Raw genomic sequence first — 25,240 nt, forward strand, 5'->3', positions numbered from 1 at the left:
TCAGCGGAGGTGGAAGACCGCCTTCCGGCTCTTCAGGCCGGGAGCCCGGACCGCGGCCACGTAGGTGCCCGGCCGGGCCGCGACCCGCTTCGCCCTGCAGTCGGACCCGGACCTGTGGCGGTCCCACTCGGTCAGCTGGACGTACGGGATGCCGCGTTCGAGCCTGCGGATCTCGTCGGTCTCGCCGCTCACGCAGTCGGCGGACGACCAGACGCGGTCGGCGCCGGAGGTGATGCGGACCTCCAGCGTCCTGGGGCCCACGTCGGCCGTGCACATCACCTTGCCGGTGTTCACGAGGGTGAGGACGAACCGGGGCCGGTCGGCCGCCCCGTAGACCTCTCCCTGGCTCTGCAGGCTCAGCACGAGGTCGGCGGTGTCGCAGGCGTCGCCCGGCCGCCTGGGCGGGGGGGAGGGCTTGGCCGGCTTGGGCTTCGCCGTCGGGGACGGCGACGGCGACGGGACCGCCGGGGTGACGGCGGCCGTGGGCAGCCCGGCCAGCAGCCCGCCCGGCTCGGTCGGTCCGCCCGCCGCCTGCGGCCTGGCGGCGTTCTGCGGGCCGCTCGACGAGGAGCAGGCCCATGCCACGACGGCGACCAGCACGAGAACGGCGATGAGCGCGGTCAGCCGCCGCCGCCAGTAGACGTCCACCCCGATATCGCTGCGGAACGTGTCCGGATCCATGCGCACAGTATGGGGATTCATGCCGGGCGGCAAGGCAGGACCCGCCGCGCCCTATACCGTTTCAACGGGCGAAGCTGGGAGTGAGCCGCACTATCGTCAAGAGGTGTCCAAGGCCAATCCTCTCCTCGATCCCGTCCTCACCTGGTATGCGGCAAACGCCCGCGACCTCCCGTGGCGCGCCCCCGCGGCCACTCCCTGGTCGATCCTGGTGAGCGAGATCATGCTGCAGCAGACGCCCGTGGTCCGGGTGCTCCCCGTCTGGACCGAGTGGATGGAGCGCTGGCCCACGCCCGCCGCGCTCGCCGCGGAACCGCCCGGCGAGGCCGTGCGGCACTGGGGCCGGCTCGGCTACCCGCGCCGCGCGCTCAACCTGCACGCCTGCGCCCGGGCCGTCGTCGAGCGCCACGGCGGCGAGGTGCCCGCCGACCACGCCGCCCTGCTGGCGCTGCCCGGCGTCGGCGAGTACACCGCGGCCGCGGTGGCCAGTTTCGCCTTCCAGGGCCGCCACGCCGTGCTCGACACCAACGTGCGCCGGGTCCTGGCCCGCGCCGTCTCCGGCGAGGAGTACCCGCCGAAGGCCACCACCGCCGCCGAGCGCGCGCTCGCCGCCTCGCTCCTGCCCGGCCCCGAGGACGCCCCCGTCTGGGCCGTCGCCGTGATGGAGCTGGGCGCCCTGGTCTGCACGGCCCGCACCGCCCGCTGCGCCGAGTGCCCGATCAGCGGCCTGTGCGCCTGGCGGCTGGCGGGCAAGCCCGCCTACGACGGGCCCGTCCGCAGGGGCCAGAGCTACGCCGGGACCGACCGGCAGTGCCGCGGCCGGCTCCTGGCCGTCCTGCGCCAGGCCCACGGCCCGGTGCCCAAGGCCGCCCTCGACGCGGTCTGGGACGACGCCCCGCAGCGCGAGCGCGCCCTCGACGGGCTGGTCGCCGACGGGCTGGCCGAGGTCCTCCAGGACGGCACCTACCGCCTCCCGGCGTGACCTCGGCTTCTCCGGGCTCCCCGGCGCTTCCCGCGGCCGGGGCGGCTACGCGGCCAGGCGCAGGCCCAGGGCGGTGAGGTTGCTGCGCGCCCAGTCGAGCTCCTCGGCCAGCGCGCTGACCAGCGCGCCGGGGCCCTTGGCCCGCATGGGCGCGGCGAGGTCGTGGGCCTCGACCTCGATGTGGGCGGTGCCGTTCACCGCACCGGAGAGCATCGCGGTCAGGGTGTCCTCCAGGACCGACCGGGTGCTCGGCAGCTCCCGGCAGGTCTCGCCCACGTGGTTGTGGACGTGGCTGAGCTTGACCACGGGCGCTCCCGCCGCGGCCAGGCCGCGCAGGGCCTCTCCGGGCTCCTCGGCGCCTCCTGCGAGGTGGCAGGCGTCCAGGCAGACCCCGAGGTGCTCGGAGTCGATGCCGCAGACGCGCTCCAGGGCCTGCTCGGTGGTCTCCAGCACGCAGCCGGGCCAGGGCTCGAACCCGACCCTGATGGTCTTGCCGGTCACGCTGTGCAGGCCGCGCAGCTCACGGGAGAGCCGCTCCAGCCGGCGTGACGCGATGGTGTGCAGGTCGGCGGGCCAGTCGCGGCGCCAGCCGATGGGGATGGTGGAGATGCTGCCGAAGCGCACGTCCTCCGGCAGGAGGAAGGCCAGGATCCTGGCGAGGGCCATCGTGTAGCGGTAGCGCTCGGGCTTGGCCCAGTCGGGGCCGGGGGCGTCCTGGTTGCGGCCGCCGGTGCCGTTGAGGCTGACGACCTCCAGGCCGCGCTCCTCCAGGGAGCGGCGGAGCCGTACCAGCTCGATCCGGTCGGCGGTGAGATGGTCGGCGACGCTCGGGGAGAGCCAGAGGCCGACCCCCATCCGCTCCACGCCCAGGCGCTTGCGCACCGGGACCGCGTAGCGGGTCAGGTGCGCGATCAGGTTCTCCAGGTCCTCCGCGGGGTGCACACCCGCGTTGTAGGCCAGGTGAACGAGCGTCCCGTCCTCGTGCCGCAAACGCATCCGATGCCTCCCAGGCATGCTCCGTGTAAGAGACCCGATCGCCCCACACCCGTGGTCCCGGCCTCATGAGCCGGGAGTCCCTTCTCTCCCGGGAACTCGACCCGGTCCGCCGGGATCATCCCGCGCGGGCACCGGTCTCCGCGTCACTCCCGGAGTTGATTCGTCGGTACGCCGCTGGGCTGATCCCGCGACCGGCCCCGCCGTGCGCGGTCGGCTGGTGAGCCGGCGGCAGGGAGTGGTCCAGTTCGCTCTACAGAGTGTAGTACTACATTTGGTGGTGAAAGGACTCCCTTGGATAACGAAAAGGCAGACCCCGTGGTGAGCATCCTCACCACGGGGTCTGCCTTCGCCCTCTCGTGATCCGGTGGCGGCCTCCGGGAGGACTCGCGTCCGCCCCGGCGCGCCGGGATCAGTGCTGGATCGGCTCCACGATGGACGCGGCCGAGTCCGGAACCTTGTTGCCGGGCATGCTCTCGCCGTTGAAGACGAACTTGGCGTTGTCCCCCTCGCCCTCGATCGCGATCTTCACGACCTGGCCGGGGCGGAGCTCGCCGTACAGGATCTTCTCGGAGAGCGTGTCCTCCAGCTCGCGCTGGATCGTACGGCGGAGCGGCCGGGCGCCCATCACCGGGTCGTAGCCCCGGTCGGCCAGCAGCTGCTTGGCCTCCTGCGAGACCTCCAGGCCCATGTCGCGGTCCTTCAGGCGCTCGGCGACCTGCGCGAGCATGAGGTCCACGATCTTGATGATCTCCTTCGGCGTCAGCTGGTGGAAGACCACGATGTCGTCGACGCGGTTGAGGAACTCGGGCCGGAAGTGCTGCTTGAGCTCCTCCTGGACCTTCGCCTTCATCCGGTCGTAGTTCGACTCGGTGTCGTTGGACTTCGCGAAGCCCACCCCGATGCCCTTGGAGATGTCCCGGGTGCCGAGGTTGGTCGTCATGATGATGACGGTGTTCTTGAAGTCCACCACGCGTCCCTGGGCGTCGGTCAGGCGACCGTCCTCCAGGATCTGCAGCAGCGAGTTGAAGATGTCCGGGTGGGCCTTCTCGATCTCGTCGAAGAGGACCACGGAGAACGGCTTGCGCCGCACCTTCTCGGTGAGCTGCCCGCCCTCCTCGTACCCGACGTAACCGGGCGGGGAGCCGAACAGCCTGGAGACGGTGTGCTTCTCCATGAACTCGGACATGTCCAGCATGATCAGCGCGTCCTCGTCCCCGAACAGGAACTCGGCCAGCGACTTGGAGAGCTCGGTCTTACCGACGCCGGACGGGCCGGCGAAGATGAACGAGCCACCCGGGCGGCGCGGGTCCTTCAGGCCGGCGCGGGTGCGCCGGATCGACCGGGACAGGCCCTTGACGGCGTCCTCCTGGCCGATGATCCGCTTGTGCAGCTCCTCCTCCATGCGGAGCAGCCGCTGGGACTCCTCCTCGGTGAGCTTGAAGACCGGGATGCCGGTGGCGGTGGCCAGGACCTCGGCGATGAGCTCCTCGGTCACCTCGGCCACGACGTCCATGTCGCCGGCCTTCCACTCCTTCTCCCGGCGCTCGCGCTTGAGCTGGAGCTGCTTCTCCTGGTCGCGCAGGGCCGCGGCCTTCTCGAAGTCCTGCGCGTCGATCGCGGACTCCTTCTCGCGCCGCACGTTGGCGATCTTCTCGTCGTACTCGCGCAGGTCCGGCGGGGCGGTCATGCGGCGGATCCGCATGCGCGAGCCGGCCTCGTCGATGAGGTCGATCGCCTTGTCCGGCAGGAACCGGTCGCTGATGTAGCGGTCGGCGAGCTGCGCGGCGGCCACCAGGGCCCCGTCGGTGATGGAGACCCGGTGGTGGGCCTCGTAGCGGTCGCGCAGCCCCTTGAGGATCTCGATCGTGTGGCTGAGGCTGGGCTCGGCCACCTGGATCGGCTGGAAGCGCCGCTCCAGGGCGGCGTCCTTCTCCAGGTGCTTGCGGTACTCGTCCAGGGTGGTGGCGCCGATGGTCTGCAGCTCGCCGCGGGCCAGCATCGGCTTGAGGATGCTGGCGGCGTCGATCGCGCCCTCCGCGGCACCCGCGCCGACGAGCGTGTGCAGCTCGTCGATGAACAGGATGATGTCGCCGCGGGTGCGGATCTCCTTGAGGACCTTCTTCAGGCGCTCCTCGAAGTCACCGCGGTAGCGGGAGCCCGCCACCAGGGCGCCCAGGTCCAGGGTGTAGAGCTGCTTGTCCTTGAGCGTCTCGGGGACCTCGCCCTTGACGATCTTCTGGGACAGGCCCTCGACGACGGCGGTCTTGCCGACGCCGGGCTCGCCCACCAGGACCGGGTTGTTCTTGGTCCTCCGGGAGAGGACCTGCATGACCCGCTCGATCTCCTTGTCGCGGCCGATGACCGGGTCCAGCTTGCCCTCGCGGGCGGCCTGGGTCAGGTTGCGGCCGAACTGGTCGAGCACGAGCGAGGTCGACGGCGCGGCCTCCTGCGGCCCGCCCGAGGCCGCCGGCTCCTTGCCCTGGTAGCCGTGGAGCAGCTGGATGACCTGCTGGCGGACCCGGTTGAGGTCGGCGCCCAGCTTCACCAGCACCTGGGCCGCCACGCCCTCGCCCTCGCGGATGAGGCCGAGCAGGATGTGCTCGGTGCCGATGTAGTTGTGCCCCAGTTGCAGGGCCTCGCGGAGCGACAGCTCAAGGACCTTCTTGGCGCGCGGGGTGAAGGGAATGTGCCCCGACGGCGCAGACTGGCCCTGGCCGATGATCTCCTCGACCTGCTGCCGCACACCCTCAAGACTGATGCCGAGGCTCTCCAGAGCCTTGGCGGCAACGCCTTCACCCTCATGGATCAGACCAAGAAGAATGTGCTCCGTACCGATGTAGTTGTGGTTGAGCATCCGGGCCTCTTCCTGGGCCAGGACGACAACCCGCCGTGCGCGGTCGGTGAACCTCTCGAACATCTCGTCGCTCCTCACAGAGCGGTCAGTCAAGGTCCGGGATATCCGGGCCCTGTCCTCCCGCATGGTAGCCCCGACCCGGCGACCGCTCTATGCAGAAGACGTTCCCCGAGAGCAGGGCGTTCACGCACCATCCAACTACTTGTCGGGGGTGCGATGTTCCCGATACGCCGCAAGCGAACGACGTTTATCGACCTTGAAACGCGTCATGCGGTCATGGCCGCCACCGGACCCCACCGTGACCGCCATAACCGCATGATTCCGGCCGGCGAACCGCTCCGCCGACCGCCGATCAGTGAGCCTGCTCGTAATCCTGGACGATCTGGGCGGCGATCCGGCCGCGCTCGCTGACGGTGTAGCCGTGGGACTTGGCCCACGCCCGGATGTCGGCGCTCTTCTCCCGCGTCAGCGTCCGCGTGCCTCCGGCGCGCTTGCGGCGGGGGACCGCCACGGTGCCGGAACGGCGGGCACTGGCCCGGAAAGGCTCCAGAGAGTCACGGAGCCTCTTCGCGTTTTCGTCACTCAGGTCAATCTCATAGCTGGTGCCGTCAATCGCGAAGGCGACGGTCTCTTTGGCCTCGCCCCCATCGAGGTCGTCGATGAGAATCTCCTGGATCTGCTTGGCCATGTATGCAACCCTTTCACGGAGCATTGTTTCTTGCTAGCCAAACATATACCCGCCCTGACCGGGCAGCAATTCCAGGAAGCCGGGCGATTCCCAGCGAACTCGGAGGAAGAAGGGGAGAGGGGAAGGAAGTGCCCTCAGCCGTTCTGCGACTCGGCCTTGTCGATTGGCTTCGAAGGCCGGCGACCGGCAGCCTCACTGCGGAAGAGCTTGAAAACTCCATACACAAAAGCCCCGCCCACCACCACGGGCGGCGTCAGCGCGGCTATTACCTCGTACATGTCCTCGCTCCGCACGGCCGACAATCGGGACCTGAAATTCCGGTGGCGGGATCCCGGCCCGCCGGGAGCCGCTCGCAGCGAGCGGATCGGCTCACAGAAGACCATAGCGGCCCGCAGGCACGATCTGCCTGACAGGGTGCGCCATACCCTTGCCCCACAGCTTAATACGTCGGGGCAGGCGTCTTACCAGACGGCCCCGGAAAGCACCGGGAAAAAGCCCGCGGAGTGATCAACAGTTGATCACCGAGTGGCGGAGAGCAATGTCAGCGCGGGTCCTTGACCACGACGGTACCCGCCAGCTTGTCGTGAAGTCCCTGCCTGAGCGGCAGGTCGAGGAGGATGAAGAGACCGGCCGCGAAGCCCAGGACCGCCGCCGGAAGGTTCAGCAGAGGAATGCCCGAGGCGAGGAGAACCCCGGGGCAGAGAACCGCCCGCTTCATCAGCGCGGAAGGCGACGGCGCGGCGCCGCCGTACGAGACCACCCGGATCCCCATCGCTTTCTTGCCCGCGGTACGGCCGCTCCTGGCATGCGCCGCGCAGTCATAGAGCAGATAAGCGCCGAAAGCGATCAGCCCGGCGAACAACCCCGGGAGCGCCCGGGGATCCGTCCCGCGGTCCGCGTCCCCGGAGGCGAGGACGGCGTGGAACACGAGCGAGAGAATCCAGTAGAGCACCGCAAAGGCCGCTCCGTCGATGGCGCGTGCGGCCAGCCGTTCCCGCCAATCGGCGGGGGACGCGACAGCCCCGGAAGGCGGCGGCTCTTCCACCGCGGCCGGAGGGGGGCCCGCGGCCGCGGCAGACGCGGGGGCCCGGCGTTTGTCCGCACCGCGGCGTGAAGGGACGGCCATGGCGCCCCCTTCCCCGGTGAATCGGTTCAGGCCTCCACAGCGATCTGCCCGCCGGGGGTTACTCCACACCTTTTCCGGCCGTATACGAAAGCGGGGCCGGCGGTTCCTCCCGCCGGCCCCGACAATCAGGGGACTACTTGACCTTGACGACCGCCGTCGTGGCGACCTTGTCGTGCAGGGCCTGCTGGTACGGCTTGTCCCACAGCAGCCAGAGCACGTTCACCAGGGAGAAGATGTTGGCGATCCAGGAGACGAACGGCACGCCGTTCACCAGGTACGGCCCGTACATCACGCCGGCCCGCTTCATGGCGGCGTCCGAGGAGAGGCCGCCCGCGGTCGAGGCGCTCCCGATCGGGACCACCTTGATGCCCATGACCTTCTTGCCGATGGTCTGGCCGCCCTGCTTGAGCATCAGGAACTCGTAGGCGAAGAAGATCACGCCCGCGATGATGGAGGTGATGATGGAGGCGAGCAGCACCCCGCCGCCGGCGTCGAGCTCGCCGGTCGCGGCGTTGAACGACGGGGCGGTCACCAGGACGGCGGTCAGCACGAAGGTCAGGATGACCATCGGGATCGCCAGGATGACGCCGTCGACGATGCGGGCCACCAGGCGCTGCCACCACTCCGCGAGCGGGGCGGGCACGCCCGGGGGCATCGCGCCCTGCGGGCCGTACCCCTGGTTGTAGGAGGGGGCCTGCTGGCCGTAGCCCTGCTGCTGGCCGTAGCCCGGCTGCTGGCCGTACCCGGGCTGAGCGGCCTGCTGACCGTAGCCCTGCTGCTGGCCGTAGCCCGGCTGCTGGCCGTACCCGGGCTGGGCGGCCTGCTGACCGTAGCCCTGCTGCTGACCGTAGCCCGGCTGCTGGCCGTACCCGGGCTGGGCGGCCTGCTGACCGTAGCCCTGCTGCTGGCCGTACCCGGGCTGGGCGGCCTGCTGGCCATAGCCCTGCTGCTGACCGTAGCCCGGCTGGGCGGCCTGCTGGCCGTAACCCTGCTGCTGGCCGTAATCCTGCTGCTGACCGTAACCCTGCTGCTGACCGTAACCCTGCTGCTGACCGTAGTCCTGCTGGCCGTAGCCCTGCTGCTGGCCGTAGCCGGGCTGGGCCTGTCCGGAACCCGTGTTCTCCGAGCGGTACCCCACGATCGTCACGTCCGGGTCGAGCCCGCTCCGGCCCGTGTTCTGCTGTCCGTATTCCGGCTGCCCCGACGGTGTGCGATCGCGGTCGGGCTCATCCTGCGGATACGGCGGCTGTCCGGTACTCACCGCGTCACCTCACTTCGACTGGGCATGTGGCTTATGCCAGACACATGCTTACTGGTGCACAAGGTATCGATATAGGTAACGACAGTCACCTTTCCGGGGTGTCATCACCAAGGTCATTTTGACCTAGATGGAGCAGCATGCGGGTGTTTCCCAAGGTATTCGGCTTGACGTGCTCCAGGTCGAGGAACTCCGCGACGCCTTCGTCGTAGGAGGCGAGCAACTCGGCGTAGACCTCCGGCGAGACGGGCGTGCCCTGGACCTCCCGGAATCCGTGTCCGGCGAAGAACGCCACCTCGAAGGTCAGGCAGAAGACGCGGCGCAGGCCGAGTTCGCGGGCGGTGCGGATGAGCGCCGAGACGATCAGGTGGCCCACCCCCATCCGCCGGCACGAGGGGTCGACGGCGACGGTGCGGATCTCGGCGAGGTCCTCCCAGAGCACGTGGAGCGCCCCGCAGCCGACCACCGCGCCCGCCCGCTCGGCGACCCAGAACTCCTGCACGTCCTCGTAGAGCGTGACGGTGGCCTTCTCCAGCAGGCGCGGCCCCGCCCCCGCATAGGTGTCGACGAGCCGCCGGATGGCGCGCACGTCCGGGGTCCGCGCGCGGCGGACCGTGATCGTCTCGCCGCCCTGTACGGCCCGCGGGGGGAAGTGCTCCGCAACCTGCTCCATAACCGATCAGCGTACGTCCTCCGCCGCGTGCATTTACGGCTCGTCCTTAACTTCCCTCCCACCGGCATCATGCGGCGCCGATCGGAACTTCCGCCATGATCAACCGACATGTCGGCCGTGTTCGCCCCGCGAGAGGAGAAGGCCTCGGACCTGCAGAGATCTACCTGTGATAGACCCGCGGCGGGCATCAGAGGCGCAATACCCCCGCCGACCGCGTTCTCCCGTGACCTTCCCGTGATTCCCTCGTTGGCGAACCCTTACCGATTCTGTGGTTCCGGTTGAGCTTGAACCTCCCTTTGCACTAATGTCCAGGCCGATGTCGGCTCACCCCGAGAGCCGGCCCGCCGAGTCTCCGCAAGCGGAGAGCCGGGGACCCACCCTCCCGAAGTCCCCGGGGTGAATCCGTGGCGCGCCCGCGCCCGGTAGGGCGCTCTCCCGGCCCGAACCCGTCAGCTAACCCGGTAGGCGGCCGAGGAGAGGAGCCCGTTGGTGAAGCGCACGCGCGACCGTGGAGGACGACATGCGGGCGAGCGCGCCCGCGGTCGAGAACGCACTCCGCGCGCCCCACGCGGGCTCTCCCGCCGGATCGCCGTCATCGCGGCCGCTTTCACGGCCCTGACGCTCGGAACCCCCCTGGTCGCGGCCACGGCCGATCCCCAGCCCGGTCTCCAGGAGCTCGCCAAGCAGGCCGAGAAGCTCCACAACGAGATCGCCCGGCTCACCGAGCAGTTCAACGGGGAGCGGGTCAAGCTCAAGCAGGCCGAGCGGGCCGCCGCGGCCGCGAAGAAGACCCTCTCCGGCAGCGAGGCCGAGCTGGAGGCGCGGCGCTACAAGGCGAGTCTCCTCGCGCAGAGCAGCTACATGTCCGGTGGCCTGACCTCCGGGCTGGCCTTCGCCGGATCCGGCGACCCCGACGCCTTCCTCGACCAGGCCGCCACGGTCTACGCCCTGCAGCAGCAGCAGAGCGAGGAGGTCGCCCAGGTCAGCCAGGCGATCAAGGCCGCCGAGCGGGCCAAGGCCGGTGCCAAGGCGCGGACCGCCCAGGTCAACAAGCTCCTCGACGAGATCGAGACGAAGCGCACCAAGATCCAGCGGCTGGTCGCCCGGGTCGAGAGCGACCTGTTCCGGAGCGTGCGGGAGAGGGCCGGTTCCGGCGGCCGGCGGGTCAAGGTCGACGTGCCCATCGTGGGCAGCGGGAAGGCCGCGCAGGCCGCCCGCTGGGCGCTCACCCAGCAGCTCAAGCCCTACGTCTGGGGTGCCGAGGGTCCCAACGGCTTCGACTGCTCCGGCCTGGTCATGTGGGCCTACCAGAAGGTCGGCATCAGTCTCCCGCACTACACGGGCGACCAGTGGGGCGCGGGCACCCACATCTCCAAGGCCGAGTTGCGCCCGGGCGACCTGGTCTTCTTCTACAACGACCTGCACCACGTCGGGATCTACATCGGCGGCGGCATGATGGTCCACGCGCCGCGGACCGGTGACGTCATCCACATCGCCTCGATCGAGAACCGGCCGTTCGCCGGCGGCGTGCGGATCGCGAACTGAGCCGGCCCCGACCGGGCCGGAGGACGGCGGCCGGCTAGATCAGGCGGCGGCGGGCGGCCCAGGCCACGGCCTCGATCGCGGTGGCCACGCCGATGCGGTCGCAGATGCCGCGAAGCCTGCGGCGCACGGTGCGCCCGCTGATGTCGAGGCGCCGTCCCACGCGGTCCACGGTGACTCCCTTGGCCAGCTCCGCCAGGAGAACGAGATCGTCATCGCTCAAACCGACCTCGCGCGCGCCCGGAAGACTGTCGTCACGACGGAAATCCACCACAACTTCGGGATATGCCATCTAGAGGTCCTCCCCCCGGACCGGAAACCAGCCGTGAGTTTGATCGGAACCAATGCCGCCCGTCAGGAACGGTAAACGCCTTCTTCAAAGGTCGTCAAGTTCTGTTCTCCATAGAGGTTCTGCGCGCCATTGACATAGTGCTTGCTACATGAACTACTCACGATATGTCGGCGCCTTTACTGTTAAGTCCGTCCGAAATCCAGGTCCGCAGCATGATCCATCGTTATCGGCCGCCCGGAGCGCCTTCCGGCCGGAGTCCGGGAGAACCGGGGGCCGCATGACGAGAAGGCGGCCGCCACCGCGGGCGACCGCCTTCGAAAGAATGTCCGTCAGGCCCCGCCGGTCGGCTTGACCAGCGGGAACAGGATCGTCTCCCGGATGTTCTTACCGGTGAAGGCCATGATCATACGGTCGATGCCGACCCCCACGCCTCCGGTGGGCGGCATCGCGTATTCCAGGGCGGTGAGGAAGTCCTCGTCAAGCTGCATGGCCTCCGGGTCGCCGCCCGCGGCCAGCAGCGACTGCTCCACCAGCCGGCGGCGCTGCTCGACCGGGTCGACCAGCTCCGAGTAGGCGGTGCCCAGCTCGGTTCCGAACCCGATCAGGTCCCACTTCTCCGTCAGCAGCGGGTTGCCGCGGTGCTGGCGGGTCAGCGGGGAGGTCTCCAGCGGGTAGTCCATGACGAACGTGGGCTGGACGATCCTGTGCTCGACCAGCGCCTCGAACAGCTCCTGGACGACCTTGCCCTGGCCCCACTTGGGGTCCCAGTGGACCTCCCGGGCGTCGGCCAGCTTGCGGACCGTCTCCAGGGGGGTCTCGGTGGTGATCTCCTCGCCGACCGCCTCCGAGACGGAGCCGTACAACGTGATCCGCGGCCACTCGGGCAGCCCGAGGTCGATCTCCTGGCCCTCGTGCACCACGACCGCGGTGCCCAGCGCGGCGACCACGGCCTTCTGGTACATGCGCTGGGTCAGGTCGGCCATGTCGTTGTAGTCGAGATACGTCCCGTACGCCTCGAGCATGGTGAACTCGGGGTTGTGGGTGGCGTCCGCGCCCTCGTTGCGGAAGTTGCGGTTGATCTCGAAGACCTTCTCGACGCCGCCCACCACGAGCCGCTTGAGGTAGAGCTCGATCGCGATGCGGAGGTAGAGCTCCATGTCGTAGGCGTTGATGTGGGTCTTGAAGGGCCGGGCCGCCGCGCCGCCGTGGATCGGCTGCAGCATCGGCGTCTCGACCTCCAGGTAGCCCTCCTGGTGCCAGAAGTCGCGCACGGCGCGCACCGTGTCGCTGCGCAGGCGGGCCATCCTACGGGCCTCGTCGTTGACGATGAGGTCCACGTAGCGCAGCCGGACCCGCGCCTCGGGGTCGGTGAGCCCGGCGTGCTTCTCCGGCAGCGGGCGCAGGCACTTGGAGGTGATCGCCCACCGGTCGGCCAGGATGGACAGCTCACCCCGCTTGGAGGTGATGACCTCGCCCTCGACGCCGATGTGGTCACCCAGGTCGACGTCGCGCTTCCAGGCGGCGAGGGACTCCTCGCCGACCCTGTCCAGCGAGATCATGACCTGGAGGTCGCCGGAGCCGTCCCGGATCGTGGCGAAGCAGAGCTTGCCTCCGGTCCTGGAGAGCATGACGCGGCCCGTGACGCCCACTTTGTCGCCGGTCGCGGTGTCAGCGGCGAGATCGGCGTATTTCTCGCGGATCTCGGCGGTGGTCGCGGTGCGCGGGAAACTCACCGGGTAGGGGTCGACGCCCTCGGCACGGAGGCGGTCGAGCTTCTCCCGGCGCACCCGCATCTGCTCGGGCAGATCCTCGGCTGCAGTCACATGGTCGGTCACGGAGCCAAGGGTACCGACACCGCGGCACGCGCGGTGTCCGCGGGGACCGGCCTGCGCGGGCCCGTCCGGCCGCGTCGCGGCGGCCGCCGGGCCGCCCGGCTCAGGCCGTGTTGCGGTGGTAGATGAGCCGGAGCCCGATCAGCGTCAGCCACGGCTCGTGCACGTCGATCGTGGCGGCCTCGCCGGTCACCAGGGGGGCCGCGCCGCCGGTGGCGACCACGGTCACGTCGTCGGGGTCGTCGGCCAGCTCGGCCGCCATCCGCTCCACGATCCCGTCCACCTGCCCGGCGAAGCCGTAGATGATGCCGGACTGCAGCGCCTCGACCGTGTTCTTGGCGATCACCGACCGGGGCCGGATCAGCTCCACCTTGTGCAGCTGCGCCCCGGCCGCCGCCAGCGCGTCCACCGAGATCTCGATCCCGGGCGCGGTGACGGCCCCGACGTACTCTCCCTTGGCGGAGACGGCGTCGAAGGAGGTCGCGGTGCCGAAGTCGACGATGATGCACGGCCCGCCGTACAGCTGGATGGCCGCCAGGGCGTTGACGATCCGGTCGCTGCCGACCTCCTTCGGGTTGTCCATCCGGACCGGCACCCCGGTGCGGATGCCCGGCTCCACGATCACCGCGGTGACGTCGCCGTAGTAGCGGCGGCACATCTCGCGCATCTCGTTGAGCACCGAGGGCACCGTGGAGCAGATCACGATGCCGTCGACGTCGGCCCCCTTGAGCAGCGGCGACTGCGCGAGCAGGCCCTGCAGCACGACGGCGACCTCGTCGGCGGTGCGCCGGGCGTCGGTGGCGATCCGCCAGTGCTCGATGACCTCCTCGCCCTCGAACAGGCCGAGAACGGTGTGCGTGTTGCCGACGTCGATGGCGAGCAGCATCAATTCCCCCGAAGGTCCAAGGCGATGTCAAGAGCCGGAGCCGAGTGCGTGAGCGCGCCCACGGCAAGGTAGTCCACGCCAGTTTCGGCCACATCACGGGCCGATTCCAAGGTCAACCCTCCGCTGGACTCCAGACGCGCCCTGCCCGCCACGAGCCGTACGGCCTCCGCCAGCTCGGCCACGGTGAAGTTGTCCAGCAGGATCTCCTCCGCCCCCTCCGCGAGCACCGGCTCGATCTGGTCGATCCGGTCGACCTCGACCTCGATCGGGAGGCCGGGGTAGGCGTCCCGGACCGCGCGGAACGCCTCGGCCACCCCGCCGGCGGCCACAACGTGATTGTCCTTGATCAGAGCCGCGTCCGAAAGGGACATGCGGTGGTTGGCCCCGCCGCCCGCGCGGACGGCGTACTTCTCCAGCGCGCGCAGGCCCGGCAGGGTCTTGCGGCTGTCCCGGACGCGGGCCCCGGTCCCCTCGACCGCCCGGACCCACCGGCCGGTGAGCGAGGCGACGCCGGACAGGTGGGTGAGCAGGTTCAGCGCGGTCCGCTCGGCGGTCAGCAGGTCCCTGGTGGCGCCGGTGACGGTCATCAGCACGTCTCCCCTGCCCACCCGCTCGCCGTCCTTGACGTGCCGCTCGACACGGCCCGCGCCGAGCCGGGCGAACACCGCCTCCGCGACCGCGAGGCCCGCCACCACGCCGTCCGCCCGCGCCACCACGTCGGCCGTCGCGACCTGGTCCGCCGGGATCGTGGCGAGGCTCGTCACGTCCCCCGCCTCCTGCAGGTCCTCCCGGAGCGCGGCCTCGATCACGGCGCTCACCCCGGCGGGGTCCAGCCCCGCCGCGGCCAGTTCCTCGGCCACGTGGGCGGGCAGGGCGGCGGGAGCGTGCGGTCGGTAGCTCATGATCAGTCCCTCTCCGGTCAGGGTCATGTCGAGGTGGCTCAGCCACCGGGCGTCGTCGCGCTCGGGGAAGTCCTCCCGCCAGTGCGACCCCCGGGTCTCCTCCCGGGTGCGGGCGGCCTCCACCAGCGCCGAGGCGACGGTCAGCAGGTTGGTGGTCTCCCACGCCTCGGTGCACGGCTCGACCGCCACCGGGGTCCAGCGGGAGCCGAGCAGCGCCCGGCTGACCTCGTCGAGGCTCCCGCCGCTGCGCAGCACGCTCGCGCCCCGGCTCATGTGCCCCTGGATCCTGGCCCGCGCCCGGGGGTCGACCAGGCCGGCCGGGCGGCCGTCGGCCACCGGCGCGCCGGGCGGGATCCGTACGGCCCCGCCCGCCCGCGGCCGCCGTCCTCCGTGGATGTCGGCGGCGATCCGCTCGGCGAAGACCAGGCCCTCCAGCAGCGAGTTGGAGGCCAGCCGGTTGGCGCCGTGCACGCCGGTGCACGCCACCTCGCCGCAGGCGTACAGGCCGGGCACGCTGGTGCGGCCGTGCAGGTCGACGCGGACGCCGCCGCTGGCGTAGTGGGCGGCCGGGGCGACCGGGATCGGCTGCGTCACCGGGTCGATGCCGTGTTCCAGGCAGACCGCGTGGATGGTGGGGAAGCGGGTGCGCCACTTCTCCCCGCCGAAGTGGCGGGCGTCGAGGTACATGTGGGCGGCGCCCGTCTCGCGCATCCGCCGCATGATCGCCTTGGCCACGACGTCGCGGGGGGCGAGGTCGGCGAGCTCGTGCGCGTCCTTCATGAACCGCACGCCGTCGGCGTCGACGAGGACCGCGCCCTCGCCGCGGACCGCCTCGGAGATCAGCGGCTGCTGGCCGGTGGAGTCCTCGCCGAGCCAGAGCACGGTCGGGTGGAACTGCACGAACTCCAGGTCCCGCACCACGGCCCCGGCCCGCAGCGCGAGCGCGACCCCGTCCCCGGTGGAGACGAGCGGGTTGGTGGTGGCGGCGTAGACCTGGCCCATGCCGCCGGTGGCGAGCACCACCGCCGGGGAGTGCACCGCGCCCACGCCGTCGCGGGTGCCCTCCCCCATCACGTGCAGGGTCACGCCCGCCGTACGGCCCGCGGCGTCCTTGAGCAGGTCGAGGACGAGCGCGTGCTCGATCACCTCGATGCCCGATGACGCCCGGACCGCCGCGACGAGCGCCCGCTGCACCTCGGCGCCGGTGGCGTCGCCGCCGGCGTGCACGATGCGGTCGCGCCGGTGGCCGCCCTCCCGGGTGAGCTGGAGCTCGCCGGAGGCGTCGGTGTCGAAGCGGGCGCCCGCCGCGATCAGGCGGCGCAGCGCGCCCGGCCCCTCGGTCACCAGCACCCGGACCGCCTCGGCGTCGCAGAGGCCGACCCCGGCGATGAGCGTGTCGGACAGGTGCTCCTCGGGGGTGTCCTCGGGATCGAGCACGGCGGCGATGCCGCCCTGGGCCCAGCGCGTGGACCCGGCCGAGAGCACGTCCTTGGTGACGACCAGGACCTTCGCCCCCGGGTCGAGGACGGCGTGGCGCAGCGCCAGGGTCAGGCCCGCGATCCCGGAGCCGACCACGACCACGTCCGCCTCGACCGTCCAGCCCGGCTCGGGCGCGGTCAGCCGCTGGGGGATGGCGGGAATGCTCATGATCGTCTCCTGTCTGCGCCCACGGCGGCACCGGCGCGGCGCGGCCCGGGGGCCGGTGCCCCCTCGCGGGACCCACGTATTTCGTCAATATGACGATAACGCTTCGCAAAGCGCGGACCTTCCCCGGGGGGCGGCCGGAAGGGGTCAGCCCGCGACGAGGTCCCCCCGCAGGCCCGCGGAGCCGGGGGCGGGCTCGGCGGGGTCGTCGCCGAGCCCGACCACGCGGTTCTCCCGGTCGACGTGGACGACGTGCGGGCGGAAGGTCCTGGCCTCGGCGTCGTCCATCTGGCCGTAGGCGATGATGATCACCAGGTCGCCCTCGTGGACGAGGCGGGCGGCGGCGCCGTTGATGCCGATGACCCCGGAGCCGCGCGGCCCGGCGATCGTGTAGGTGACCAGCCGGGCGCCGTTGTCGATGTCCACCACGTGGACCTGCTCGCCGGGCAGCAGCCCGGCCGCGTCCAGCAGGTCCTCGTCGATGGTGATCGATCCCACGTAGTGCAGGTCGGCCTGGGTGACGGTGGCACGGTGGATCTTGGAGGTGAGCATGGTGCGGAGCATGCGCCGTTCGCCTTTCTCGGGGTCGCGCCGCCGGAGGCGTGCACGCCGGACAGGGAGATATGCAGGGTATAGATCGACCCGCCGGCGGGACAACGCCGCCGGCCGGACCTCGGGTGACGTCACCGGGTCCGGGAACGGCACCGCTCCTCGGCCCGCGGCCCCTCAGCCCAGCGTGAGAACAACGTTGTCGATCAGCCGGGTAGTCCCGACCCGGGCCGCGACGGCCAGGACCGCCTCTCCTCCGTGGTCGTCGCCGACCTCGGCGAAGGTCGCCGGGTCCGCCAGGATCAGGTAGTCGACGTCCGCCCCCGGCTCCGCGTCGAGCACGGCGCGCGCCGCCCGCCGGATCTCCCCCGGCGTGCTCCGCCCCGTCTCCGCGAGCTCCGCGCCCGCGAACAGCGCCCGGGACAGCGCCAGGGCCGCGGTCCGGTCCTCCGGCGAGAGGTAGCGGTTCCGGCTGGACAGCGCCAGGCCGTCCGCCTCCCTGACCGTGGGGGCGCCCACGATGGAGATCGGCAGGTTGAGGTCGGCGGCCATCCGCCGGATCAGCGCGAGCTGCTGGGCGTCCTTGCGGCCGAACACCGCGGCGTCCGGCCGGACCAGGTTGAACAGCTTGAGCACCACGGTCAGCATGCCGTCGAAGTGCCCCGGCCGGAACGCTCCCTCGGCGACCGTGCCCATCTTCCCCGCCGAGACGCTGACCTGGCGGTCCGGCAGGTACATTTCCTCGGCGGAGGGGGCGAAGACGACGCCCGCGCCCTCGGCGGCGCAGACCTCCAGGTCGGCCTCGAACGTGCGGGGGTAGCGGGCGTAGTCCTCACCGGGGCCGAACTGGAGCGGGTTGACGAAGACGCTCACCGCGACGTGGTCGGCGTGCTCCCCGGCCAGGCGGATGAGCGAGCGGTGTCCCTCGTGCAGGGCCCCCATGGTGGGCACCAGCGCCAGCGTGCCGCCGCCCGCCCCGCCCACGCCCAGCGCCTGCCGGGCCCCGGCCAGCTCGGCGCGGTCGTTCGCCACGATCATGTCCATATGTTTCCTCCCAGCGCGTCCAGGAGGCGTTCCGCGGCCTCGGGCTTGAGCAGCCCGGCCGCGAGCGCCCGGTCCGCCGTGAGCCTAGCGAGGGCCACGTAGGCGTCCGCGGCCTCGGGGGCGGCCAGGATCAGCGCGTCCACGTGCCTGCGGACCGTTCCCGCGTCGCCGCGGACCACCGGACCGGTCAGCCCGGCGATGCCGAGCCGCAGCACGTTGTCCAGGGCCGCGCCGAGCAGCGGCCCGAGCATCCGGCCGGGCTCGGCCACCCCGATCTTCTCCAGCAGGTCGGAGGACTCCGCGACGAGCGTGACCATGTGGTTGGCCGCGCCCGCCAGGGCCGCGTGGTAGAGCGCCCGGTCCTTCTCCTCGATCCAGACCGGCTCGCCCTCCATCTCGATGACCAGCGCCTCGGCCACCATGCGGAGTCCGTCGGGCGCGGTGACCCCGAACGAGATGCCGGTGAGGCGGCTCAGGTCGTCGTCGCCGCCGGTGAAGGTCATCACCGGGTGCAGCGCCAGCGGGATCGCCCCGGCCCTGGTCGCCGGGTTCAGGACCGCCAGGCCGTACGCGCCGCTGGTGTGGACCACCAGCTTGCCCCTCAGGTCGGCGCCGGTCTCCGCCAGGCCCGCCACCAGATCGGGCAGCACGTCGTCGGGGACCGTGAGCAGGACGAGGTCCGCCTTGGCCACCACGTCCTCCGGGGTGCTGGGCGCGAGGCCGAGCCGCTCGGCCGCCCGGCTGCGGGAGGCGTCCGAGACGCCGCTGGCGGCCACGATCCGGTGCCCCGCCCGCGCCAGTGCGCCGCCGAGCGCCGAGCCGACCCGTCCGGCCCCGAGCACTCCGACTGCCAGCCGCGCCGGGCGACCATCTGTGTGCATGACGTCCCGTCCTTCGCCACCTGGGGCCCCGTGCCCAGTTGACCAGCGTAACGGGCCGGGGGTCCGCAACCCCGTCGCGGCGTGCTGCACGAGGCGGTGGCGCGTGCCGTGGGCCGGGAGCGGCCCGGAGCGGCCCGGAGCGGACGGCGGCGCGGGGCCGGGCCCGGAGACGGGCGGGCAGGACCGGGCGGGGCGGGAGCACGCGGAGACGGGACGGGGAGGGCCGGGCGGGGGCGGGGTCCGGGCCCTCGCTCGGGCCCGGCCCCGCCGGGGAATCCCACCGCCGAGGCGCAACGGACCGTGCCCGCTGGGGGAGCGGGCCGGGACGATGATCGCCGCCGACAAGGCAACGTTAACGCAAAGCGACGACAATACGTAGTCACCCGATTCCCCCGCGTGTCATCCGGAGCCCATGCCCGGCCCACTCCGGGACCGGTAACGTCGCAGGCGTGTGGCTCACCTGGCGTGCCGCGATGCGGCGGGCGCTCTACGGCGCGAACGGCTTCTACCTCCGGGAGCGCCCTTCCGGGCACTTCCGGACCTCCGTCGGAGCCTCCCCGGTCTTCGCCGAGGCCGTGCTGGGCGAGCTTCTCGCGGTGGACGCCGCCCTCGGCCGCCCCGGCCGCCTCGACCTGGTGGACGTCGGCGCCGGCGAGGGCGGGCTCGCGGCCGGGGTGCTGGCCGCCGCGCCGCCGGAGCTCCGGGCCAGGCTGCGGGTGACCGCGGTCGACCTGGCGCCCCGGCCGGCCCGGCTGCCCGGGGAGGTCCGGTGGGCCCAGGACGTGCCCGAGGGGATCCGCGGCCTGGCGGTCGCCAACGAGTGGCTGGACAATGTTCCGGTGGACGTCGCCGAGCAGACCCCGGACGGGCCCCGGCTCGTGATGGTCGACCCCGCGACCGGAGGCGAGCGGCTCGGCGACCGGCCGGAGGAGGCCGATCTCGCGTGGCTGGACCGCTGGTGGCCGATGCGCGCGGCGGGCGAGCGTGCGGAGATCGGCAGGCCGCGCGACGAGGCCTGGGCCTCGGTGATCGTACGGCTGGCGCGCGGGCGGGCGATCGCGGTCGACTACGCCCACCGGGCCGACGGCCGCCCGCCGTACGGCACGCTGGCCGGCTACCGCGACGGCGCGGTCGTCGCGCCCGTCCCCGACGGCTCCTGCGACATCACCGCGCACGTCGCGCTGGACGCCGTCGCGGCGGCCGGGGAGCGCGCCGGGGCCGCCGGGACGGTCCTGACCACGCAGCGCGAGGCCCTGCGCGCCCTCGGCGTCACCGGGACCCGCCCGCCGGCCGGGCTGGCCCGGACCGACCCGCGCGGCTACCTCCAGGCGCTCGCGAGGGCCTCGGAGGAGGGTGAGCTGATCGCCGCCGAGGGTCTCGGCGGCTTCGGCTGGCTCGCCCAGTCGCGCCCGTGACCCGTGCCGCTCAGATGCGGACGTGGAGGGACTCCAGGCCGCGGATGATGTAGCCGGGGCCCCACACCGGCTCGGCGGCGAGCTCCATCTTCGGCGCCCGGCGCAGCAGCGCGCCGAACGACTCGGCGAGCTCGACCCGGGCCAGCGGGGCGCCCAGGCAGAAGTGGATGCCGGCGCCGAAGGAGATGTGCGGGTTGTCCGCCCGGCCCACGTCGAGGCGGTCGGGGTCGTCGAACGCCTCGGGGTCGCGGTTGGCCGAGCCGAACAGCAGCGCCACCTCGCTGCCGCGCGGGATGTCCACCCCGCCGACCGTGATGTCCTCCAGCACCCAGCGCTCGAACATCTGCAGCGGGGTGTCCCACCGCATCAGCTCCTCGATCGCGGTCGGCAGCAGGCCGTGGTCGGCGCGGAGCCGCTCCAGCTCGGCGGGGTTGCGGAAGAGGGACCACCAGCCGTTGCCGGTGACGTTGACGGTGGCCTCGTGCCCGGCGTTGAGGAGCAGCACGCAGGTGCCGACCAGTTCCTCCTCGGTGAGCGCGTCCCCCTCGTCGGCGACCTGGGCGAGCGCGCTGATCAGGTCGTCGCCGGGCTCCGCCTTCCTGGCCCGGGCCAGCCCGACGAGGTAGTCCGAGAACTCCGAGGCGGCGCGCACGGCCGCGTGCTGCGCCTCGGCCGAGGGGTTGAGCTCGTACATGCCGCAGATGTCGGCGGACCACGGCCGGAGCAGGTGCCGGTCGGACTCCGGCACACCGAGCATCTCGGCGATCACGGTCACCGGGAGCGGCTCGGCCACCTCGGCGATCAGGTCGCCCCCACCGCGCTCGGCGAAGCGGTCCACGAGCTCCCCGGCGAGCCGGGCGACCTCGGGGCGGAGCGCCTCGACCATGCGGGGGGTGAACGCCTTGGAGACCAGCCGCCGCAGCCGGGTGTGGACCGGAGGCTCGACGTCGAGCATGCCGGCCCGGATCACCCGCCAGAACGGGTCCTGGAACTCCGGGTCGTCCGGCCTGCCGAACTCCGCGTGGGTCGCCGTGTGCAGGTAGGAGCGGCCGAGCCTGCGGTCGCGGAGCAGTGCGTTGACGTCGGCGTGCCGGGCGACCAGCCACTGGCCGGTCGGCTCGAAGAAGCCGACCGGCCGCTCCCGCCTCAGCTCGGCGTAGACGTCGTAGGGGTGGGCGACGAATTCCGGATTCCAAGGATCAAAGCGCACAAATTCATGGTAAGCCGGGCTTCTGCATCGCCGGCCCCCGTCCGGCGGGCGTCAGGACGCGGCGGGCTCGTCCTCCTCGTAGCGGTGGTGCAGCTCGACCGGCTTGTCCGCCTTGGTCCGCATGCGGATGTTGAGCAGTTCCACCGCCAGCGAGAAGGCCATCGCGAAGTAGATGTAGCCCTTGGGGATGTGCTGCTCGAAGCCCTCGGCCAGGAGCACGACCCCGATCAGGACGAGGAAGGACAGGGCGAGCATCTTGATGCTCGGGTGCTTGTCCACGAAGCGGCTGATCGGCCCGGAGGCGACGAGCATCACGACGACCGAGACGATGACGGCCGCGACCATGACGCCGATCTCGTCCACCATACCGACCGCGGTGATCACCGAGTCGAGGGAGAAGACGATGTCCAGGATCATGATCTGGATGATCACGGCGGTGAAGGAGGCGGCGACCTTGCCGCTGGCGTGCCCGGACTTGCCCTCCAGGCTGTCGTGCATCTCGAAGACGCTCTTGCCCAGCAGGAACAGGCCGCCCAGGATCAGGATCAGGTCCCGGCCCGAGACGCCCTGCCCGAAGACCTCGAAGAGCGGGGCGGTGAGCCGTACCACCCACGACAGCGCCAGCAGCAGCGCCAGGCGGCTGAGCAGCGCCGCCAGCAGGCCCAGCCTGCGTGCCCTGTCCCGCTGCTCGGGCGGTAGCTTGCCCGCCAGGATCGAGATGAAGATGACGTTGTCGATGCCCAGGACGATCTCCAGGCCGACGAGGGTGAGGAACCCTATCCAGATCTGCGGGTCTGTCACCCAGTCCATCGCTCTCTCCTTCGCGGAACCACGCTGTGCGGCTGCGGCACCACGGCACGCGTCCGTGGGGCATCACGTCGCATGACGATCGGCAGGCGTCATGAGTTCCTGCCCGGGCAGGTCGGGTCGTCCCGTTCCGGACTTGCAAAAGCATGCCGGGGGATGGTTATAGTTCGGCCGTAGGTCATGAGTGCCAGTGACAAGCCCCGGCTCGCTGGCCGGCAACCCTCGCGCTCGCGGCGGGGTGCCCCGGGTGAGGACCTGGTCCGGCACGGAGTGTGCCGGGCAAGCGCGGGCTCCACGCACCAACGCCACGGCTTGGGGTCCGATGACCTCGAAGGAGCCCCGGCGTGTCCGCACTCAGCATCTTCACCGCCCCCGCAGCCTCCGCAGCCTCCGCAGCGACCGCCGCACCCGGCGGCCTCGCCTCCCCCGGCCCCGGCGCCCTCCGCGCCGCCGTCCCCGCCGCGCGGCCCTCCGCGGACCGCCCGATCCCGGCGGTGCTCGGCGCGGACCTGGAGGTCCCGGTCAGGGGCGGCAGGCTCGTCCCCTACGCCAACCTCGACTACGCCGCCAGCGCGCCGTGTCTGGAGCCGGTGGGCGCCGCCGTCGCCGCCGCGCTCCCGGCCTACTCCAGCGTCCACCGCGGCGCCGGTTACGCCTCCCAGCTCACCACGGCCCGCTACGAGCAGGCCCGGCACACGGTCCGCGCCTTCGTCGGCTCCCGCCCCGACGACGTGGTGATCTTCACCCGCAACACCACGGACGCGACCAACCTGCTGGCCCGCGCCCTGCCCGAGGGGACCACCGTCGTGGTCTTCGACACCGAGCACCACGCCTCGCTGCTGCCCTGGGCGGACGCCGTACGGCTCGCGCCGCCCGCCTTCCCCGGCGAGGCCGTCCGCGCGGCCGACGAGGCCCTGACCGGGATCGACGGGCCCGCACTGCTGGTGGTGACCGCCGCCTCCAACGTGACCGGCGAACTGTGGCCGATCGCCGCCCTGGCGCACGTCGCCCACCGCCACGGCGCCCGCATCCTCGTCGACGCCGCCCAGCTCGTCCCGCACCGCCGGCTCAACCTCACCGCGCTCGACCTGGACTACGTGGTCTTCTCCGGGCACAAGCTCTACGCCCCGTTCGGCACGGGCGCGCTCGTCGGCCGCGCCGACTGGCTGGCGGAGGCCGAGCCGTACCTGCGCGGCGGCGGCGCGGTGAAGGCGGTGAACGGCGAGGCGGACGCGGACGGGACGGCGGGTCCGGGCGCGGCGGGGATCGAATGGCACGACCACCCCGAGGCCCGCCACGAGGCGGGCACCCCCAACGTCCTGGGCGCCGTCGCCCTGGCCGCCGCCTGCGACGCCCTGACCGCCACCGGCTGGAGCGCGCTGGTCCGCGAGGAGGAGCGCCTGATCGGCCGCCTGCGCGCCGGGATCGCGTCCGTCGAGGGCGTCCACGAGCTCTCCCTGTGGGGCCCGGACCACCCCCGCGTCGGCATCGTCTCCTTCGTGGTGGACGGCTTCACCGCCCGGGAGGTCGCCGAGGCGCTCTCCGACGAGTACGGCATCGGCGTCCGCGACGGCAAGTTCTGCGCCCACCCCTTCGTCCGCCACCTCCTGGGCGCCAAGGACGGCGGCTGCGACGACCTCACCGCCTCCGCCGTACGCGCCTCGATCGGCGTCGGCACCACCGACGAGCACATCGACCGCCTGATCGGCGCCCTGAAGGACCTGACCGCCCGCTGACCCCCCGCCGTACGGCGGGAGCGGGCGAGCGCGGGCCGGTGTATGGGCGGGGCGACGGGAGCGTGGCAGCATGGCTGTCATGACGGAACGGGTCGTGGGGATCGGTGCGGGCGCGGACGCGGTCGGCGGCAAGGAGCTCGCCACCGAGGACATGATCCTCAACATCGGGCCGCAGCATCCCTCCACGCACGGGGTGCTGCGGCTCCGGCTCACCCTGGACGGGGAGCGGATCAGCGCGGCCGAGCCGATCGTGGGCTACATGCACCGCGGGGCGGAGAAGCTGTTCGAGGTCCGGGACTACCGGCAGATCGTCGTGCTGGCCAACCGGCACGACTGGCTCTCGGCCTTCGCCAACGAGCTGGGCGTGGTCCTGGCCGTCGAGCGCATGCTGGGCATGGAGGTCCCGGTCAGGGCCGTCTGGACGAGGACCCTGATGGCCGAGCTCAACCGGGTGCTCAGCCATCTGATGTTCCTCGGCTCCTACCCGCTGGAGCTCGGCGCGATGACCCCGATCTTCTACTCGTTCCGGGAGCGCGAGACGCTCCAGGCCGTCATGGAGGAGATCTCCGGCGGGCGCATGCACTTCATGTTCAACCGGGTCGGCGGCCTGAAGGAGGAGATCCCCGAGGGCTGGACCGGCCGGGCGGCCGGGGCCGTCGCCGACGTGCGGCGCCGGCTGCCCGACATCGAGGGGCTCATCGCCGGGAACGAGATCTTCCTGGCCCGCACGCGCGGCGTGGGCGTGCTCACCCGGGAGCAGATCATGCAGTACGGCGTGAGCGGCCCGATCGCCCGCGCCTCCGGGGTCGACCTCGACCTGCGGCGCGACGAGCCGTACCTCGCCTACGGCGAGCTGCCGGTGAAGGTCGTCACCCGCTCGGCGGGAGACTGCCACGCCCGGTTCGAGGTGCTGCTCGAACAGGTGAAGGTCTCCCTGGACCTGGCCGACGCCTGCCTGGAGCGGCTGCGCGAGCTGCCCCCGGGCCCGGTCGACCAGCGCCTGCCCAAGGTGCTCAAGGTTCCCGAGGGCCACACCTACGCCTGGACGGAGAACCCGCTCGGCATCAACGGCTACTACCTCGTCTCGCGCGGCGAGAAGACCCCCTGGCGGCTGAAACTCCGCTCGGCCTCCTTCAACAACGTCCAGGTGCTGCGCGAGATGCTCCCCGGGCACCTGGTCGCCGACATGGTCGCCATCCTCGGCTCGATGTTCTTCGTCGTCGGTGACATCGACAAATGATCCCG

At 71.7% G+C, this 25,240-nt stretch carries 21 protein-coding genes and 2 riboswitches; of the genes, 5 read left to right on the top strand and 16 right to left on the bottom strand.

What is annotated here, in order from left to right:
• Window positions 1–681 carry a hypothetical protein gene (locus FHS22_RS14665; protein ID WP_184941994.1) on the bottom strand — a complete coding sequence of 227 codons (681 nt, stop codon included), beginning with the start codon at window positions 679–681 and terminating at the stop codon, window positions 1–3.
• Between the two features lie 103 nt (window positions 682–784).
• Here FHS22_RS14665 and FHS22_RS14670 point away from each other — a divergent pair, with 103 nt between their 5' ends.
• Entirely contained in the window at window positions 785–1,660 is an 876-nt protein-coding gene (locus FHS22_RS14670) for an HhH-GPD family protein (protein WP_338047752.1), read from the top strand.
• A 45-nt stretch (window positions 1,661–1,705) separates the two neighbouring features.
• On the opposite strand, the gene FHS22_RS14675 is transcribed toward FHS22_RS14670, so the two are convergent.
• The 6 genes from FHS22_RS14675 to FHS22_RS14700 form a co-directional block, all read right to left on the bottom strand.
• Complete coding sequence (locus FHS22_RS14675) at window positions 1,706–2,656, bottom strand: TIM barrel protein (protein ID WP_184941998.1); 951 nt, start codon at window positions 2,654–2,656, stop codon at window positions 1,706–1,708.
• Window positions 2,657–3,065: 409 nt separating this feature from the next.
• The gene (locus tag FHS22_RS14680; RefSeq protein ID WP_184942000.1) at window positions 3,066–5,573 is read right to left on the bottom strand and encodes an ATP-dependent Clp protease ATP-binding subunit; all 2,508 of its coding nucleotides are present in this window, start codon (window positions 5,571–5,573) and stop codon (window positions 3,066–3,068) included.
• Between the two features lie 289 nt (window positions 5,574–5,862).
• The gene (locus tag FHS22_RS14685) at window positions 5,863–6,198 is read right to left on the bottom strand and encodes a histone-like nucleoid-structuring protein Lsr2 (RefSeq protein ID WP_184942002.1); all 336 of its coding nucleotides are present in this window, start codon (window positions 6,196–6,198) and stop codon (window positions 5,863–5,865) included.
• A gap of 541 nt (window positions 6,199–6,739) precedes the next feature.
• A complete protein-coding gene (locus FHS22_RS14690) occupies window positions 6,740–7,243 on the bottom strand; it encodes an RDD family protein (protein ID WP_184942004.1) in 504 nt (167 codons plus the stop codon).
• Window positions 7,244–7,457: 214 nt separating this feature from the next.
• Window positions 7,458–8,585 carry an RDD family protein gene (locus FHS22_RS39240; protein ID WP_184942005.1) on the bottom strand — a complete coding sequence of 376 codons (1,128 nt, stop codon included), beginning with the start codon at window positions 8,583–8,585 and terminating at the stop codon, window positions 7,458–7,460.
• Between the two features lie 85 nt (window positions 8,586–8,670).
• On the bottom strand, window positions 8,671–9,255 hold the full coding sequence (locus FHS22_RS14700) for an amino-acid N-acetyltransferase (RefSeq protein ID WP_184942007.1): 585 nt from the start codon (window positions 9,253–9,255) through the stop codon (window positions 8,671–8,673).
• A 332-nt stretch (window positions 9,256–9,587) separates the two neighbouring features.
• A riboswitch (cyclic di-AMP (ydaO/yuaA leader) is annotated at window positions 9,588–9,739 on the top strand.
• A gap of 5 nt (window positions 9,740–9,744) precedes the next feature.
• Between FHS22_RS14700 and FHS22_RS38020 the strand changes: the two genes are divergently transcribed.
• A complete protein-coding gene (locus FHS22_RS38020; protein WP_338047753.1) occupies window positions 9,745–10,800 on the top strand; it encodes a C40 family peptidase in 1,056 nt (351 codons plus the stop codon).
• Between the two features lie 34 nt (window positions 10,801–10,834).
• Here the strand turns inward: FHS22_RS38020 and FHS22_RS14710 are convergent, their stop codons facing one another.
• The 7 genes from FHS22_RS14710 to FHS22_RS14740 form a co-directional block, all read right to left on the bottom strand.
• Entirely contained in the window at window positions 10,835–11,020 is a 186-nt protein-coding gene (locus FHS22_RS14710; RefSeq protein WP_221473640.1) for a helix-turn-helix domain-containing protein, read from the bottom strand.
• 398 nt (window positions 11,021–11,418) lie between these two features.
• Complete coding sequence (lysX, locus tag FHS22_RS14715; protein ID WP_184942009.1) at window positions 11,419–12,924, bottom strand: bifunctional lysylphosphatidylglycerol synthetase/lysine--tRNA ligase LysX; 1,506 nt, start codon at window positions 12,922–12,924, stop codon at window positions 11,419–11,421.
• 100 nt (window positions 12,925–13,024) lie between these two features.
• Window positions 13,025–13,807, bottom strand: coding sequence for a type III pantothenate kinase (locus FHS22_RS14720; protein WP_184942011.1), 783 nt, complete (start codon window positions 13,805–13,807; stop codon window positions 13,025–13,027).
• Window positions 13,807–16,356, bottom strand: coding sequence for an L-aspartate oxidase (locus tag FHS22_RS14725; RefSeq protein WP_184942013.1), 2,550 nt, complete (start codon window positions 16,354–16,356; stop codon window positions 13,807–13,809). The genes FHS22_RS14720 and FHS22_RS14725 overlap by 1 nt, the downstream gene beginning before the upstream one ends.
• Before the next feature lie 144 nt (window positions 16,357–16,500).
• Window positions 16,501–16,917, bottom strand: a complete 417-nt coding sequence (gene panD, locus FHS22_RS14730; RefSeq protein ID WP_184942015.1) for an aspartate 1-decarboxylase — start codon at window positions 16,915–16,917, stop codon at window positions 16,501–16,503.
• Between the two features lie 162 nt (window positions 16,918–17,079).
• Complete coding sequence (panC, locus tag FHS22_RS14735) at window positions 17,080–17,946, bottom strand: pantoate--beta-alanine ligase (protein WP_184942017.1); 867 nt, start codon at window positions 17,944–17,946, stop codon at window positions 17,080–17,082.
• Window positions 17,937–18,827, bottom strand: a complete 891-nt coding sequence (locus FHS22_RS14740; protein WP_184942019.1) for a Rossmann-like and DUF2520 domain-containing protein — start codon at window positions 18,825–18,827, stop codon at window positions 17,937–17,939. The genes panC and FHS22_RS14740 overlap by 10 nt, the downstream gene beginning before the upstream one ends.
• 449 nt (window positions 18,828–19,276) lie before the next feature.
• On the opposite strand from FHS22_RS14740, the gene FHS22_RS14745 reads away from it, so the two are divergent.
• Complete coding sequence (locus FHS22_RS14745; RefSeq protein ID WP_338047754.1) at window positions 19,277–20,242, top strand: SAM-dependent methyltransferase; 966 nt, start codon at window positions 19,277–19,279, stop codon at window positions 20,240–20,242.
• Window positions 20,243–20,252: 10 nt separating this feature from the next.
• Here the strand turns inward: FHS22_RS14745 and FHS22_RS14750 are convergent, their stop codons facing one another.
• Complete coding sequence (locus FHS22_RS14750; protein WP_184942021.1) at window positions 20,253–21,452, bottom strand: cytochrome P450; 1,200 nt, start codon at window positions 21,450–21,452, stop codon at window positions 20,253–20,255.
• Between the two features lie 51 nt (window positions 21,453–21,503).
• Window positions 21,504–22,262: a TerC family protein gene (locus FHS22_RS14755; protein ID WP_184942023.1), complete on the bottom strand. Its 759-nt coding sequence runs from the start codon at window positions 22,260–22,262 to the stop codon at window positions 21,504–21,506.
• 173 nt (window positions 22,263–22,435) lie between these two features.
• A riboswitch (SAM riboswitch) is annotated at window positions 22,436–22,551 on the top strand.
• A gap of 52 nt (window positions 22,552–22,603) precedes the next feature.
• On the opposite strand from FHS22_RS14755, the gene FHS22_RS14760 reads away from it, so the two are divergent.
• Both FHS22_RS14760 and FHS22_RS14765 read left to right on the top strand, forming a co-directional pair.
• The gene (locus tag FHS22_RS14760) at window positions 22,604–23,995 is read left to right on the top strand and encodes an aminotransferase class V-fold PLP-dependent enzyme (RefSeq protein WP_377296369.1); all 1,392 of its coding nucleotides are present in this window, start codon (window positions 22,604–22,606) and stop codon (window positions 23,993–23,995) included.
• Window positions 23,996–24,074: 79 nt separating this feature from the next.
• Window positions 24,075–25,235: an NADH-quinone oxidoreductase subunit D gene (locus FHS22_RS14765; protein WP_184942025.1), complete on the top strand. Its 1,161-nt coding sequence runs from the start codon at window positions 24,075–24,077 to the stop codon at window positions 25,233–25,235.
• The last annotated feature ends 5 nt before the right edge of the window (window positions 25,236–25,240 follow it).

Origin of the sequence: Thiemannella venezuelensis, from assembly GCF_014203605.1 — a bacterium.
GTDB lineage: Bacteria > Actinomycetota > Actinomycetes > Streptosporangiales > Streptosporangiaceae > Planomonospora_A > Planomonospora_A venezuelensis.